Source organism: Aminobacter sp. P9b (genome assembly GCF_045345995.1).
In the GTDB taxonomy this organism is placed as follows: domain Bacteria; phylum Pseudomonadota; class Alphaproteobacteria; order Rhizobiales; family Rhizobiaceae; genus Aminobacter; species Aminobacter niigataensis.
The window spans coordinates 1,201,783-1,215,317 of record NZ_CP150082.1; the positions used below are offsets into that span (position 1 = coordinate 1,201,783).

Here is a 13,535-nt window from a genome sequence, read left to right on the forward strand (position 1 = left end):
TCGTCACAAGCGCATGTAACCCCGCCGGCCGGTCCGGCGGGGTTCTGCTTTTCCGGGGTTTATACGGTGATGTGGCTGCATTCCGGTCTCGACAAGCCGGGCGCCGGAGATTAGGCAAGCCGGAAACTGGCTCTGCCCCTTTCGAAAGGCCTGAACGTGAGCAACAAAACCCTGATTGCGCCCTCGGTGCTGTCGTCGGACTTCTCGAAGCTCGGCGACGAGGTCGAGGCCATCGTCGCCGCCGGCGCCGACTGGATCCACCTCGATGTCATGGACGGCCATTTCGTCCCCAACATCACCTTCGGCCCCCCTGTCATCAAGGCGATCCGCAACCGCACCGACAAGGTGTTCGATTGCCACCTGATGATCGCGCCGGCCGATCCCTATCTCGCGGCCTTCGCTGACGCCGGCTGCGATATCATCACGGTCCATGCCGAGGCCGGCCCGCATCTCGACCGGTCGCTGCAGACGATCCGCAATCTCGGCAAGAAGGCCGGAGTGTCGCTCAACCCGTCGACGCCGGAATCGGTGATCGAATACGTGCTCGACCGGCTCGACCTGGTGCTGTTGATGACCGTCAATCCGGGCTTCGGCGGCCAGGCCTTCATCCCGGCGGTCATCGACAAGGTCAAGCGCGTCAAGGCGATGATCGGCAACCGTCCGATCGACATCGAGATCGACGGCGGCGTGACGCCAGAGACCGCGCCGCTGGTTACTGCAGCGGGAGCCAATGTGCTCGTCGCCGGCAACGCCGTGTTCAAGGGTGGGCCTGCGGCCTATGCCGCGAACATCGAGGCGATCCGGGCCGCGGCTGACAAGGCTGCGATCTAAGCGAGAGAATTTGCCCCTCACCCTTACCCTCTCCCTGTGAAGGACGGGGAGAGGGGGCGTCAACGTTGCCGTTTGTCCCTTCTCCCCGTCATTACGGGGAGAAGGTGCCGGCAGGCTGATGAGGGGCAGCGCCGCCGTACGCGGACTTGGATCCTCGCCCCCAATTCGAACAGAAATACCCCCACCCCTAACCCTCCCCACAAGGGGAGGGGAACTAGCTCCTCACGGCTTCGGCCTGGATTGTCGAACTTTGGCGCTGAACGGTCGGTCCCCCTCCCCCTTGTGGGGAGGGGTTAGGGGTGGGGGTGTGAGCGCGAAAGCAGGTCGTTAGGCAAGCTGCGAGGGAGCATTGCGCCCCATCCAACCTACGCCGAAAACACCTTCTTGCCGTCGATCCAGGTGCCTGACACGTCGAGCGTGTCGGTCAGCTGCACGGCGTTCGCCGCGTAGCCCTTGGCCAGCCGCCCGAGGCGCTTTTCCTGCCCGACCGCCTCCGCCGGATAGAGCGAGGCCATGCGGATCGCCTCGCCGAGGTCGTAGCCGATCTCGTGCATGAAGCGGATCGCCGAGATCATGTCGAGGTCGGCGCCGGCAAGCGTGCCGTCTTCCAGTGTCAGCCGTCCGTTCTCGCGCTTGATGGTGCGGCCGTTGAGCTGGAACGATTGGAGATCGGTGCCGATGGTTGCCATCGCGTCGGTGACCAGGAAGATGCGCGCCGGCCCGTTCTTGGCCTTGAGCGCGATCTGCATTGTTGCCGGGTCGACGTGGATACCGTCGGCGATCAGCCCTGCGGAGAAGGTGCCGATGTCGACTGCCGCTCCGGCAAGGCCGGGCTCGCGGTTGCCGATCTGGCTCATGGCGTTGAACAGATGCGTCGCCATCGACGCGCCCGCCTCGGCATATTGCTTCGCCGTGCGGTAGCTGGTGTCGGTGTGGCCGAGGCTGACGACGACGCCGGCATCCGCCAGCCTCTTGACCTGCGCTACCGTCACCGATTCTGGTGCCACCGTGGTCAGCAGCACAGGCATCGACGGGCGTGCGGCGATGAGCGCTGCCTGCTCCGCCGCGTCCATCGGGTGGATCAGCTTGGGATCGTGCGCGCCCTTGCGGGAGAGCGACAGATGCGGCCCCTCGAGATGCAGGCCGAGGAAGCCGGGCATCTTGCGCTTCGCTGCTTCCGCACCCGCGGCGATGGTCGAGCGCGTGATCTCGGGGGTGTCGGTGATCAGCGTTGGCAGCACCGCCGTCGTGCCGAACGGCATCTGCGCCTTGCAGATGATGTCGAGCGTGTCGGCGTCGGGCTTGTCGTTGAGCATCAGCCCGCCGCCGCCATTGACCTGGAGGTCGATGAAGCCGGGGACGAGCATGGCGCCGCCATCCGTCATCGTCACGCCGGCCGGAACAGCGTCGCGCTCGACGATGCCCTCGACCAGCCCTTCAGCGACGATGAGCGCGGCATCGTCGTGCCACGCCTCTCCGTCGAAGATGCGCCCCGCAGCTATCGCAAAACGATCGCTCATATCGTTTCGGTCACTTTCCTGAGATTGGGCGGGCTGTCGGGGTCGAGGCCGCGATGGCGGGCGAAGGCCTCGACGAAGCCGTAGAACGAGGCGATCAGCATCAGCGGATCGGTCAGCGGATGGCCGGTGGCGACATGCGGCAGCACCTTGGCCTTTTTGGCCAGCGAAGACGTGATGTGGATCGCGGCACCGCGCCCGGCAAGGCCGTCGGCGGCTTCGGCGATCGACGGCTCCGAGGCGTCGCGGGCGGCAAGCGCCAGCACCGGGAAGCCCGGCCGCACCAGTGCCAGCGGGCCGTGCATGACCTCTGCCGCACTGTAGGATTCGGCGTGCATGGCGCAGGTTTCCTTGAACTTCAGCGCCGCCTCGTTTGCGATGGCAAAGGACGGGCCGCGGCCGAGGATGAACAGCGAATTGCCGTCGGTCAGGTCCCCGGCAATGTCCATCCAGTCGCATTCGACTGCCTTGGCGAAATGCTCGGGCAGGGCCTTCAATGCTGCGAGCAACTTGTCGTCGCTGGTCCAGTGGGCGAGCACGGCCAGGCCCGCTACCGCCGAATTGACGAAGGTCTTTGTCGCCGCGACGCTTTTTTCGACGCCTGCCTGGATGTCGATGGCATGGTCGGATGCGGCTGCCAGTGGCGAGCCGGCGGTGTTGGTGAGCGCGATCGTCAGCGCGCCGCCGGCGCGGGCGCCTTCCGCCATGGCGACGATGTCGGGGCTCTTGCCCGACTGCGAAATAGCAAGGCAGGCGGAATCGGCGAGCTTCAGCTCAGCGCCGTAGATCGACGAGATCGACGGGCCAATCGAAGCCACGGGGAGACCGGCGGTCAGCTCGATGGCATATTTGAGGAAGGACGCCGCATGGTCGGAGGAGCCGCGCGCAACGGTGGTGACGAAGCGCGGCGCCGCGCGCTTGAGATGCAGGCCGGTTTCGGCCAGTTCGTTGGCTGAACCTTCGAGCAGGCGCGCAGTCGCTTCGGGGATTTCGGCGATTTCGCGCCGCATGTGCGTTGTCGCGTTCAAGCGATGTCTCCTTCTTGCCCATCCGGGCCGGGTAGCCTTAGTTCAGCGACGAAGTCATAGGCGTCGCCACGGTAGATCGACTTGGTGAACTCGATCACCTTGCCGCTGGCAAGGTATGAGATGCGCTCGATCTGCAGGCAGGCCGAACCTTCCGGCACGACCAGCAGCTTGGCCTCGGCGCCGCCGAGATTGACCGCCGAGATGCGCTGCACGGCGCGCACCGGCCGGTGGCCGGTCTTGCCCAATGCCATATAGAGCGACGTTGTGACTTCGCGAGGGTCGGGCAGCACCGAAGCCGAGATTGCCGCGCGTTCGATCGCCAGCGGCGTCTCGTCGGCGATGCGCAGGCGGCTCAGCCTGGAGACGAGCTCGCTCGCTGACAGCCCGAGCACCATCATCTCGTCGGGCGAGGGCGGGTAGACGCCGCGCTCGAGCCATTGCGAGCGCGCCGCCATGCCGCGCCGGGCCATGTCTTCGGTGAACGACGTCAGCCGCGACAGCGATTGCTCGACACGCTCCATCCGCGGCGCAACGAAGGTGCCGGAGCCATGGCGCTGGACCAGCACGCCGGACTTGACCAGGTCCTGCACCGCCTTGCGCACGGTGACGCGGGAAATGTCGGCCTGGGCTGCGATGTCGCGTTCCGAAGGCAGGGCATCGCCGGGGCCGATCAGTCCGCGCCTGACTGCATCCTCGATGTTCTTCTTGAGCTGCAGGTAGAGCGGCGCGCCGCTCTGGCTGACGTCGCGCAGGGCTGCGAAAACCCGCTCGGCGGCGTCATCCATGGCCGCCTCCCGCCTTGCCGAATGTCCTGGCCGCCATTGCCACGGCGCCGCCGAGCGCGTCCTGCAGCGGCGGATGCATGATCGCGCGGTAGCGCTTCGAAAGCAGTGGCGCATAGAGGCCGGCAAGCCCGCCAAGCAGGCACAGCCGCTCGGTTGGCGCCAGATCGAAGACAGCGAGCGTTTCCTCGACGTCGGCGACGGCACGCTCGACAAGCTTCTGGCCGAGAGCGTCGCCTTTCGCTGCGTGCTCGAACACCATTGGCGCGAATGCACCGTAGTCGCCGGGCTTGGCAGCCGTGGTGAATTCGACGATGTCGCTGGGGTCGCGGTTGAAACGCTCGAGCATGATGTCGGCGAGCGGCGTGCCGGCATGGACCTTGTCATGGACCAGCAGCGTTTCCTGCAAAAGGTCGCGGCCGATGCGCGCGCCGCTGCCGAGATCGCCGATCTGGAAGCCCCAGCCGCCGACGGGGCGGAGCTGTCCTTTCTGGCGTGCCAGATAGACGGTGCCGGTTCCAAGGGCGGCAATGGCGCCGTCATATTCGCCGAGCGCGCCTTCGAGCGAGATCAGCGAGTCGTTTTCGATGCGGCTGTTCCGGAACGGCAGCATGGCTTCGAGCCGCTGCTTGTAGTCGCCGACATTGGCGCCGGCGAGGCCGAGCACGGCATCGGTCGTGCCGATCAGCGCGGGGTCGCGGCCGGCATCGGCAAATGCCAGACGTGCGGCTTCGACGATATTTTCACAGGCGCCTGCGAGGTCGGTGCGTATATTGGCGGGTCCGCCCCGCCCGCGACCCAGAATGTCGCCGGTCGCGCTGGCCAGTGCGGCCCGGCAGCCGGTGCCGCCACCATCTATCCCGAGCACAAGATCCACGGCGTTTTCTCCTCGTGATGGATAATACCAATAAAATACCAATAGCCAAGTGTTAAATTCCCGCTTCCGGACAGACTTCCGCATTATGTTGAATTTTATAGATTTTTCGGCCTGCCTTGCATTGCAGCAAAGGAATTTGTTAACGCCGCTGGACAAGTGGTATTTTTTTGGTATTGTCGATGAAAGGGAGAGACAGAATGGCGCCAACGCGTACCGAAGCGGTGCATAAAGATGCCGGGGGCATTGATGCTCAGGCACCTGAATCCGTTCTTCGCCTGCTTGCCGCAGCGCAGGTCGAGGCTGCCGGTGCCGTTCACGCTGCCATCCCCGCAGTTGCCGAAGCTGCCGCCAAGATTGCCGAGCGCCTCGCTGCCGGCGGACGTCTTGTCTATGCCGCGGCCGGCAGTTCAGGCCTTATGGCGCTGGCCGACGCGCTTGAGCTTCCCGGAACCTTCGGCATTCCCCGCGACCGCGTAGTCATCCTGCTTGCGGGCGGCACCGACAGCCTTGTCAATCTCATCGGTGCGCCGGAAGACGATGCCGGGCAGGCCATGAAAGAAGTCGCCGCTGCCGGGCTGAATGCCGGTGATTGCCTGATCGCCATCTCGGCCAGCGGCTCGACGCCTTTTGCCATAGGCGCGCTCGAAGAGGCCCGGCGCCGTGGTGCTGCAACGATTGCGGTCGCCAACAATGCCGGTGCGCCGATGTTCGGCATCGCCGAAATTTCGGTCCTGCTTGGCACGCCGCCGGAAGTCGTTGCCGGCTCGACCCGCATGGGCGCCGGTACGGCCCAGAAGATCGCGCTCAACATGATGTCGACGCTCGTCGCCGTCCATCTCGGCCATGTCCATGACGGTTACATGGTCAATCTTCATGCCGACAACATCAAGCTGCACGAGCGCGCCGCACGCATCGTCTCGGCGATTGCAGGCTGCGACACGGCCACCGCGAAAACCCTGCTCGAAATGAGCGGCGGTTCGGTCAAGGTGGCGATCCTTTTGGCCTCGGGTGCGGCAAGCCCGGAGGCGGCAAACCAACTTCTGGATGGGGCGGGCCAGAAACTGAGGTCCGCTCTGTCGAAGCTCGAGGGGAGCAGAGGCTCTCATCAGTAGAGGCCCGAGAGAAAGTAAACAGGGAGAATGGAAATGAAACATAGGTTGCTTACTGGACTTCTGATGGCGTCCAGCATCCTCGGCTCCGCCGGGATCGCGCTCGCCCAGGACAAGACGCTGACCATCGAGAGCTGGCGCAATGACGACCTCGCCATCTGGCAGGAAAAGCTGATCCCGGCGTTCGAAGCCAAGAACCCCGGCATCAAGGTCACCTTCTCGCCGTCGGCTCCGACCGAGTACAACGCCGCGCTCAACGCCAAGCTCGATGCTGGCTCGGCTGGCGATCTCATCACCTGCCGTCCGTTCACGTCGATCGACCTCTATGGCAAGGGTCAACTTGCCGATCTGACTGCGCTGCCCGGCATGGAGAACTTCTCCGATGTCGCCAAGTCCGCCTGGCAGACCGACGACGGCAAGGCGACCTTCTGCGTGCCGATGGCGTCCGTCATTCATGGCTTCATCTACAACAAGGAAGCCTTCGACAAGCTCGGCATTGCCGTGCCGGCGACCGAAGAAGAGTTCTTCGCCGCCCTCGACAAGATCAAGGCTGACGGCACCTACATCCCGATGGCGATGGGCACCAAGGATCTCTGGGAAGCCGCGACCATGGGCTACCAGAACATCGGCCCGAACTACTGGAAGGGCGAGGAAGGCCGTCTGGCGCTCATCAAGGGCGAGCAGAAGCTGACCGATGCCGACTGGGTTGCGCCGTTTGCGACGCTCGCCAAGTGGAAGCCTTATCTCGGCGACGGCTTCGAGGCGCAGAGCTACCCCGACAGCCAGAACCTGTTCACGCTCGGCCGCGCCGCGATCTTCCCGGCCGGCTCGTGGGAGATCTCGACCTTCAACACCCAGGCGCAGTTCAAGATGGGCGCCTTCCCGCCGCCGGTCCAGAAGGCTGGCGACACCTGCTACATCTCCGACCACACCGATATCGGCCTGGGCCTGAACCCCAAGAGCGCGAATGCCGATGCCGCCAAGGCCTTCCTGTCCTGGGTCGCTTCGCCTGAATTCGCCACGATCTACGCCAACGCGCTGCCGGGCTTCTTCAGCCTGAACTCGGCGCCGGTGAAGATGGAAGACCCGCTCGCCCAGGAATTCGTCTCCTGGCGTGAGAAGTGCAAGCCGACCATCCGCTCGACCTACCAGATCCTGTCGCGCGGCACCCCGAACCTCGAGAACGAGACCTGGGTCAAGTCGGCCAACGTCATCAACGGCACTGAGACCCCGGAAGCCGCTGCTGCCGAACTGCAGAAGGGCCTCGACAGCTGGTACAAGCCGGCTAAGTAAGATGCGGCGGGCTTGATGCTCGCTCGGGAGGGCGCCGCTTCGGCGGCGCTCTCCCACCCCTCGGACATTCGAACCTTGCGGACTCGAAATCTGGGGTTGAACGTTGGCGTACAAAGATGCGCTACTGCTTCCGACGGCCGTTGGCGGGAAGCCCGCTGAGGTCCATCCTCGCTATCACCATCAACGGCCCGACACGGCCGGACCAGGGAATTTGAGATGTCGGAGCAAAGCCTAGAGCATAGCCAAGACAAGAGACCGACGCGTTGGCACATTGCCGTCTTCCTCGCGCCGGCCCTCCTGGTCTACACCGCCGTGATGATCCTGCCACTGTTCGGCACGCTGCAGCTGTCGTTGTTCCGCAGCATAGACAATGTGCAGGTCTTCACCGGCCTCGAAAATTTCCGAACGCTGTTCGGCGATCCGCGCTGGTCGAACTCGTTCTGGAACGCGCTCGGCAACAATACCTGGTTCTTCATCATCCATATGCTGGTGCAGAATCCGATCGGCATCCTGCTTGCCGCCCTGCTGTCGAGCCCCAAGCTGCGGTTCTCCGCCTTCTACCGCACGGCAATCTTCATTCCGACCATACTGTCCTTCGTCATCGTCGGCTTCGCCTGGAAGCTGATCCTGAGCCCCTTGTGGGGTGTCGCGCCCAACCTGCTCGATATGGTTGGTCTCAAAAGCCTGTTCGTGCCCTGGCTCGGCAAGGAAGAATATGCGCTGACCGCGCTCAGCCTGATCTCGGTATGGCAATTTGTCGGCATCCCGATGATGCTGATCTATGCCGCTATGCTGTCGATCCCAGAAGAGGTCATTGAGGCTGCCGAATGCGACGGCGTCACCGGCTTCTCCCAGTTCTGGAAGATCAAGCTGCCGCTGATCCTGCCTTCGATCGGCATCATCTCGATCCTGACCTTCGTCGGCAACTTCAACGCCTTCGACCTGATCTATTCGGCGCAGGGCGCGCTGGCCGGCCCGAACTATGCCACCGATATCCTCGGCACGTTCCTCTACCGCACCTTCTTCGGCTTCCAGCTGCAGACGGGCGATCCGAACATGGGCGCCACCATCGCCTCGATGATGTTCTTCATCATCCTCACCGGCGTCTGCGTCTACCTTTTCCTCATCCAGACGCGGCTGCGCCGCTACCAGTTCTGAGGGTGTCATGAGCAAGGCTGCCACATCCCTGCCGCGCACCATCGGCGCACACGCGATCCTTTTGACCTACACCGTCATCGCGCTGTTCCCGGTGATCGTCATCGTCGTCAACTCGTTCAAGTCGCGGGCCGCGATCTTCCGCTCGCCGCTGACGCCGCCGACGGCCGAGACCTTCGACCTCATCGGCTACACCACTGTGATGGCGCAGGGCGACTTCATCCAGTATTTCCAGAACAGCCTGACGGTCACCGTCGCCTCGCTGTTCCTGGTGCTGCTGTTTGGTGCCATGGCGGCGTTCGCGTTGTCGGAATACCGCTTCAAGGGCAACACCATGATGGGCCTCTATCTGGCCCTCGGCATCATGATCCCGATCCGCCTCGGCACCGTCGCGATCCTGCAGCTGATGGTGGCGTCAGGGCTGGTCAACACGCTGACAGCACTTGTCCTGGTCTACACGGCTCAAGGCCTGCCGCTCGCCGTTTTCATACTCTCCGAGTTCATGAAGCAGGTGTCGGACGACCTCAAGAATGCCGGCCGCATCGATGGGCTCTCGGAATACCGCATCTTCTTCCGTCTCGTCCTGCCGCTGGTCCGCCCGGCCATGGCGACCGTCGCTGTCTTCACCATGATCCCGATCTGGAACGATTTGTGGTTCCCGCTGATCCTGGCGCCCGGAGAGTCGACCAAGACCGTCACGCTCGGCGCCCAGGTCTTCATCGGCCAGTTCGTCACCAACTGGAACGCCGTGCTGGCGGCGCTGTCGCTCGCCATCCTGCCGGTGCTCGTCCTCTATCTATTCTTCTCGCGGCAGCTGATCCGCGGCATCACTTCCGGAGCAGTCAAGTGAGCACTGAAAAGCCCCTACGCGTCGTCGTCGCCGGCCTCGGCAACATGGGCCGCAGCCATGCGCTGGCCTATCACAACAACCCCGGCTTCGAGATCGCAGCCCTCGTCAACCGTTCCGATGTGCAGCTGCCCGCGGGCATGGAAGGCTACGCCATCCAGCGCTCGTTCGAAGGCACGATCCGCGATTTGAAGCCTGACGTGGCCTCGATCAACACCTATTCCGACAGCCATGCCGACTACGCGGTCATGGCGCTGGAAGCCGGTTGCCATGTCTTCCTCGAGAAGCCGCTGGCAACCACCGTTGCCGACGCGGAGCGCGTCGTCGCCTGCGCCAAGGCCAATGGCCGCAAGCTGGTGATCGGCTACATCCTGCGCCATCACCCTTCCTGGATGCGGCTGATCGGCGAGGCGCGTGCGCTCGGCGGTCCCTACGTCTTCCGCATGAACCTCAACCAGCAGTCTTCCGGCCACAAGTGGGACACCCACAAGCAGCTGATGAAGACGACCTCGCCGATCGTCGACTGCGGTGTCCACTATCTCGACGTGATGTGCCAGATCACCGATGCCGAGCCGGTCGAGGTGCGCGGCATGGGCCTGCGCATGACCGACGAGATCGATCCGGCGATGTATAATTACGGTCACCTCCAGGTGCTGTTCGCCGACGGCTCGGTCGGCTGGTACGAGGCAGGCTGGGGACCGATGATGTCGGAGACCGCCTTCTTCGTGAAGGACGTCATCTCGCCCAAGGGCAGTGTCTCGATCGTCGTCAACGAAGCCGCCACCAAGTCGGATGACGTCGATGCCCACACCAAGACCAGCATGATCCGCGTCCACCGCGCCGATCTCGGTGCCGATGGCAATTTCGTCCATTCCGACGAGGACTTGTCGATGAAGGACGAGCCTGGCCACCAGGGCCTTTGCGACCGCGAGCAGGCCTTCGTGCTGAAGGCCATCCGCGAGGACATCGACCTCACCCGTCATATGGATGACGCCGTCAAATCGCTGCGCGTGTGCCTGGCTGCGGACGAAAGCGTCCGCACCGGCCGCCCCGTGAAGCTCTAGAGACAGGAAAAGCCCGTGGGTTCGCTCAAGATCGAAAATGTCAAAAAGTCCTTCGGCCCGGTCGAGGTGCTGAAAGGCATCGACCTCGACGTCAAGGACGGCGAGTTCGTCGTGTTCGTCGGCCCGTCCGGCTGCGGAAAGTCGACGCTGCTGCGCATCATCGCCGGCCTCGAGGACGCATCGTCGGGCGACGTGCTGATAGACGGCCAGAGGGTCACCAACGCGCCGCCCGCCAAACGCGGCATCGCCATGGTGTTCCAGACCTATGCGCTCTATCCGCATCTCAACGTGCGCGATAACATGGCGCTCGGCCTCAAGCAGGCGGGAACGCCGGCCGCCGAGATCGACCAGCGCATCGGCGCATCTTCGGCGATGCTGTCGCTGGAACCCTATCTCAAGCGTCGTCCGGCAGAGCTCTCCGGCGGCCAGCGCCAGCGCGTCGCCATCGGCCGCGCCCTGGTGCGCGAACCGAAGCTGTTCCTGTTCGACGAGCCGCTGTCGAACCTCGACGCGGCGCTTCGCGTCAACACGCGCCTGGAGATCGCCCAGCTGCACAACCGGCTCAAGGCGACGATGGTCTATGTCACCCACGACCAGGTCGAGGCGATGACGCTGGCCGACCGGATCGTCGTGCTCAATGCCGGCCGCGTCGAGCAGGTCGGTGCGCCGATGGAGCTCTACAACAAGCCGGCGAACTTGTTCGTCGCGGGCTTCATAGGCTCGCCCAAGATGAACTTCATCGACGGCGCGCGGCTGGGCGAAACCGCCAAGACGGTCGGTGTTCGCCCCGAGCATATCGCAGTCAGCGACACCTCTGGCGCCTGGAAGGGCACGGTCATCCACGCCGAACATCTCGGCGCCGACACCAACGTCTTCCTTGAGACGGAAAAGGCCGGCCTCGTCACCATCCGCCTCTTCGGTGAGTACCAGACCGGCCCTGGCGCCACGCTGTACGCGACGCCCGATGCGGCGCGCACTTATCGCTTCGACGCGGATGGGCGGGCGCTGGGCTGACAGCGGCAGTAGACAACGGCCCCCTCACCGGTTCGCTGCGCGAACCACCTCTCCCCCATGGCATGGGGCGAGGAACCCAAGTTCTGTTGTGACCCAGCCTTCACGGTTAGCGTTTCCTCTCCCCACGGAGTGGGGGAGAGGTGGCCGTGAAGCGGCCGGTGAGGGGGCTACTTCGCTCGTAGTTGCGAGGTGGAAATCACATCCACGCCATCATCCCCACTCACCACCCCGAACATCGCAGCTGCCTGCTCGCGCGTGTAGTAGCCGAGCCCGACATCGCGCAGCACCAGTTCGGGATCGCGTGAAAGCGGATCGCCATAACCGCCGCCGCCCGGCGTGCTGACCAGAACCCGGTCGCCGGCCTTGAGCGGAATGTCCTGCTCCTTCGACAGATGCGGCGGCACATGCGGCTGCCCGTCGCGAAAAACTGTCACCGTATTGACGGCACCATCCTTGCCTCCGAGCGCGCCCTGCGGGCCGAAGCGGCCATGGTCCATGACGAAGGAGGCGCGGGCTTCGCCGCGCAACAGCTCTATCTCGTAGGCGAGGCCGAAGCCGCCGCGCTGCTTGCCCGCGCCGCCCGAGCCTTCGCGCAACGCGTATTGCCGGTAGAGCACCGGATAGGCCTGCTCCATGATCTCGACCGGCGGCGATTTCGAGATGCCGATGGTCGAGCAGCCATTCGACAGCCCGTCATGGTCTGAATTGCCGCCATAGCCGCCGCCGGAGATCTGGTACATGACATAGTCGCGGCCGCGCGCCGGGTCGTTGCCGCCGAGCGCGAAGTTGCCGCTTGAGCCGGCCGGTGATGCCGTCACCTTGTCGGGTGCTGCCTGCACCATTGCCGCGAACACCGCTTCGGCGATGCGCTGGGAAACCTCCGCCGCGCATCCTGAAACCGGTCGCGGATATCTGGCATCAAGGAACGTGCCTTCCGGCCGCTTGACGATCAGGGGCTCGAAAGCGCCCGCACTGATCGGCACGTCGGGGAAGATGTGGCGCATGGCGAGGTAGACCGACGACAAGGTCGTGGCCAAGACGCTGTTCATCGGCCCAATGCATGGTTTCGACGAGCCTGAGAAGTCGAAGGTCAGCGTATCGCCGGCCTTTTTGACCGATAGCGCGATCGTCAGCGGCGCGTCGACCACCCCGTCGGAATCGACGAAGGCCTTAGACCTGTACGTGCCGTCGGGCAGGAACGCGATATGCGCCCGCATCTGTTCGGCCGCCCGGCTTCGCAGCTCGGCGATGGCCTCAACAACGGTTTCGTCACCGTAACGATCCAGGATCTGGAACAGCCTGCCCTGCCCGACATGGAGCGCTGCCGCCTGGGCGCGGATATCGCCGATGCGCTGGTCTGCCACCCGGATGTTGGAGCAGATGATGGCGTAGATCTCGGGGTCCATGACCCCTTTCTTGAACAGCTTGACCGGCGGCAGGCGCAGGCCTTCCTGCTCGACCGCAGTCGCCGAGGCGGAAAAGCCGCCCGGCACCGCGCCGCCGATATCAGGCCAGTGGCCGGTGTTGGACAGCCAGCAGAAGATTTTTCCTTGGCGCCACACCGGCATGGCGAAACGCACGTCCATCAGATGCGTGCCGCCGAGATAGGGGTCGTTGACGACGTAGATGTCCCCCGGCTCGGGCGGCAGCACATGCCCGTCGGCAATCATCTCGATGATGGTTTTGGTCGAGTGCTGCATCACGCCGACAAACACCGGCAGCCCTTGCGACCCCTGCGCGATCAACGAGCCGTCGACGGCGGAGTAGATGCCGTCGGAGCGGTCGTTGGCCTCGGCGATGACGGGCGAGAAAGCCGCGCGCGAGAATGTCAGGTCCATCTCGTCGCAGGTCTGCTGCAGCGCCGCCTGGATGACCGAAAGCGTGATGGCGTCGAGGGTCATGACGTCGCCCTTCTGCTGAGCAACAGCACCCCCTGCTCAAACCACCTCTCTCCCTGCCCGGGGGAGAGGAATCGCTGCTTGGACGACGGCGCTTGTCTAGCTTGGGTTCCTCGCCTC

Annotated in this window: 12 protein-coding genes; 7 read left to right on the top strand and 5 right to left on the bottom strand. The window is 64.2% G+C overall.

Annotation, left to right across the window (positions count from 1 at the left end):
- The first annotated feature begins 156 nt into the window (after window positions 1-156).
- Window positions 157-831: a ribulose-phosphate 3-epimerase gene (rpe, locus tag WHT83_RS05840; RefSeq protein WP_183263073.1), complete on the top strand. Its 675-nt coding sequence runs from the start codon at window positions 157-159 to the stop codon at window positions 829-831.
- A gap of 365 nt (window positions 832-1,196) precedes the next feature.
- On the opposite strand, the gene nagA is transcribed toward rpe, so the two are convergent.
- Genes nagA through WHT83_RS05860 form a run of 4 tightly spaced genes read right to left on the bottom strand, consistent with a single transcriptional unit; the run spans window position 1,197 to window position 5,035 of the window.
- Window positions 1,197-2,351 carry an N-acetylglucosamine-6-phosphate deacetylase gene (gene nagA / locus WHT83_RS05845; RefSeq protein ID WP_406873247.1) on the bottom strand — a complete coding sequence of 385 codons (1,155 nt, stop codon included), beginning with the start codon at window positions 2,349-2,351 and terminating at the stop codon, window positions 1,197-1,199.
- Window positions 2,348-3,358 (bottom strand): SIS domain-containing protein, encoded by a 1,011-nt coding sequence (locus WHT83_RS05850; RefSeq protein ID WP_406873936.1) that lies wholly within the window; start codon window positions 3,356-3,358, stop codon window positions 2,348-2,350. The genes nagA and WHT83_RS05850 overlap by 4 nt, the downstream gene beginning before the upstream one ends.
- A 14-nt stretch (window positions 3,359-3,372) precedes the next feature.
- Window positions 3,373-4,161: a GntR family transcriptional regulator gene (locus tag WHT83_RS05855; RefSeq protein ID WP_406873248.1), complete on the bottom strand. Its 789-nt coding sequence runs from the start codon at window positions 4,159-4,161 to the stop codon at window positions 3,373-3,375.
- Window positions 4,154-5,035 (bottom strand): N-acetylglucosamine kinase, encoded by an 882-nt coding sequence (locus WHT83_RS05860; RefSeq protein ID WP_108605782.1) that lies wholly within the window; start codon window positions 5,033-5,035, stop codon window positions 4,154-4,156. Before WHT83_RS05860 ends, WHT83_RS05855 begins: the two co-directional genes overlap by 8 nt.
- A 197-nt stretch (window positions 5,036-5,232) precedes the next feature.
- Between WHT83_RS05860 and WHT83_RS05865 the strand changes: the two genes are divergently transcribed.
- The 6 genes from WHT83_RS05865 (at window position 5,233) to WHT83_RS05890 (ending at window position 11,517) form a co-directional block, all read left to right on the top strand.
- On the top strand, window positions 5,233-6,147 hold the full coding sequence (locus WHT83_RS05865; protein ID WP_406873249.1) for an N-acetylmuramic acid 6-phosphate etherase: 915 nt from the start codon (window positions 5,233-5,235) through the stop codon (window positions 6,145-6,147).
- A gap of 33 nt (window positions 6,148-6,180) precedes the next feature.
- Window positions 6,181-7,437 carry an ABC transporter substrate-binding protein gene (locus WHT83_RS05870; protein ID WP_108609584.1) on the top strand — a complete coding sequence of 419 codons (1,257 nt, stop codon included), beginning with the start codon at window positions 6,181-6,183 and terminating at the stop codon, window positions 7,435-7,437.
- A gap of 216 nt (window positions 7,438-7,653) precedes the next feature.
- The gene (locus tag WHT83_RS05875) at window positions 7,654-8,595 is read left to right on the top strand and encodes a carbohydrate ABC transporter permease (RefSeq protein WP_108605780.1); all 942 of its coding nucleotides are present in this window, start codon (window positions 7,654-7,656) and stop codon (window positions 8,593-8,595) included.
- Between the two features lie 7 nt (window positions 8,596-8,602).
- Window positions 8,603-9,442 carry a carbohydrate ABC transporter permease gene (locus WHT83_RS05880; protein ID WP_108605779.1) on the top strand — a complete coding sequence of 280 codons (840 nt, stop codon included), beginning with the start codon at window positions 8,603-8,605 and terminating at the stop codon, window positions 9,440-9,442.
- Window positions 9,439-10,503 (top strand): Gfo/Idh/MocA family protein, encoded by a 1,065-nt coding sequence (locus tag WHT83_RS05885; protein WP_406873250.1) that lies wholly within the window; start codon window positions 9,439-9,441, stop codon window positions 10,501-10,503. The genes WHT83_RS05880 and WHT83_RS05885 overlap by 4 nt, the downstream gene beginning before the upstream one ends.
- 15 nt (window positions 10,504-10,518) lie before the next feature.
- Window positions 10,519-11,517, top strand: coding sequence for an ABC transporter ATP-binding protein (locus WHT83_RS05890; protein WP_108605777.1), 999 nt, complete (start codon window positions 10,519-10,521; stop codon window positions 11,515-11,517).
- A 167-nt stretch (window positions 11,518-11,684) separates the two neighbouring features.
- Here the strand turns inward: WHT83_RS05890 and WHT83_RS05895 are convergent, their stop codons facing one another.
- On the bottom strand, window positions 11,685-13,418 hold the full coding sequence (locus WHT83_RS05895; protein WP_406873251.1) for a hydantoinase B/oxoprolinase family protein: 1,734 nt from the start codon (window positions 13,416-13,418) through the stop codon (window positions 11,685-11,687).
- Window positions 13,419-13,535 lie beyond the last annotated feature (117 nt).

What these genes read in the sequence shown, in the direction of transcription:
- nagA (WP_406873247.1), bottom strand. Translation starts at nt 2,351, where the DNA reads ATGAGCGATCGTTTTGCGATAGCTGCGGGGCGCATCTTCGACGGAGAG.
- WHT83_RS05850 (WP_406873936.1), bottom strand. Translation starts at nt 3,358, where the DNA reads ATGCGGCGCGAAATCGCCGAAATCCCCGAAGCGACTGCGCGCCTGCTC.
- WHT83_RS05855 (WP_406873248.1), bottom strand. Translation starts at nt 4,161, where the DNA reads ATGGATGACGCCGCCGAGCGGGTTTTCGCAGCCCTGCGCGACGTCAGC.
- WHT83_RS05865 (WP_406873249.1), top strand. Translation starts at nt 5,233, where the DNA reads ATGGCGCCAACGCGTACCGAAGCGGTGCATAAAGATGCCGGGGGCATT.
- WHT83_RS05870 (WP_108609584.1), top strand. Translation starts at nt 6,181, where the DNA reads ATGAAACATAGGTTGCTTACTGGACTTCTGATGGCGTCCAGCATCCTC.
- WHT83_RS05875 (WP_108605780.1), top strand. Translation starts at nt 7,654, where the DNA reads ATGTCGGAGCAAAGCCTAGAGCATAGCCAAGACAAGAGACCGACGCGT.
- WHT83_RS05880 (WP_108605779.1), top strand. Translation starts at nt 8,603, where the DNA reads ATGAGCAAGGCTGCCACATCCCTGCCGCGCACCATCGGCGCACACGCG.
- WHT83_RS05895 (WP_406873251.1), bottom strand. Translation starts at nt 13,418, where the DNA reads ATGACCCTCGACGCCATCACGCTTTCGGTCATCCAGGCGGCGCTGCAG.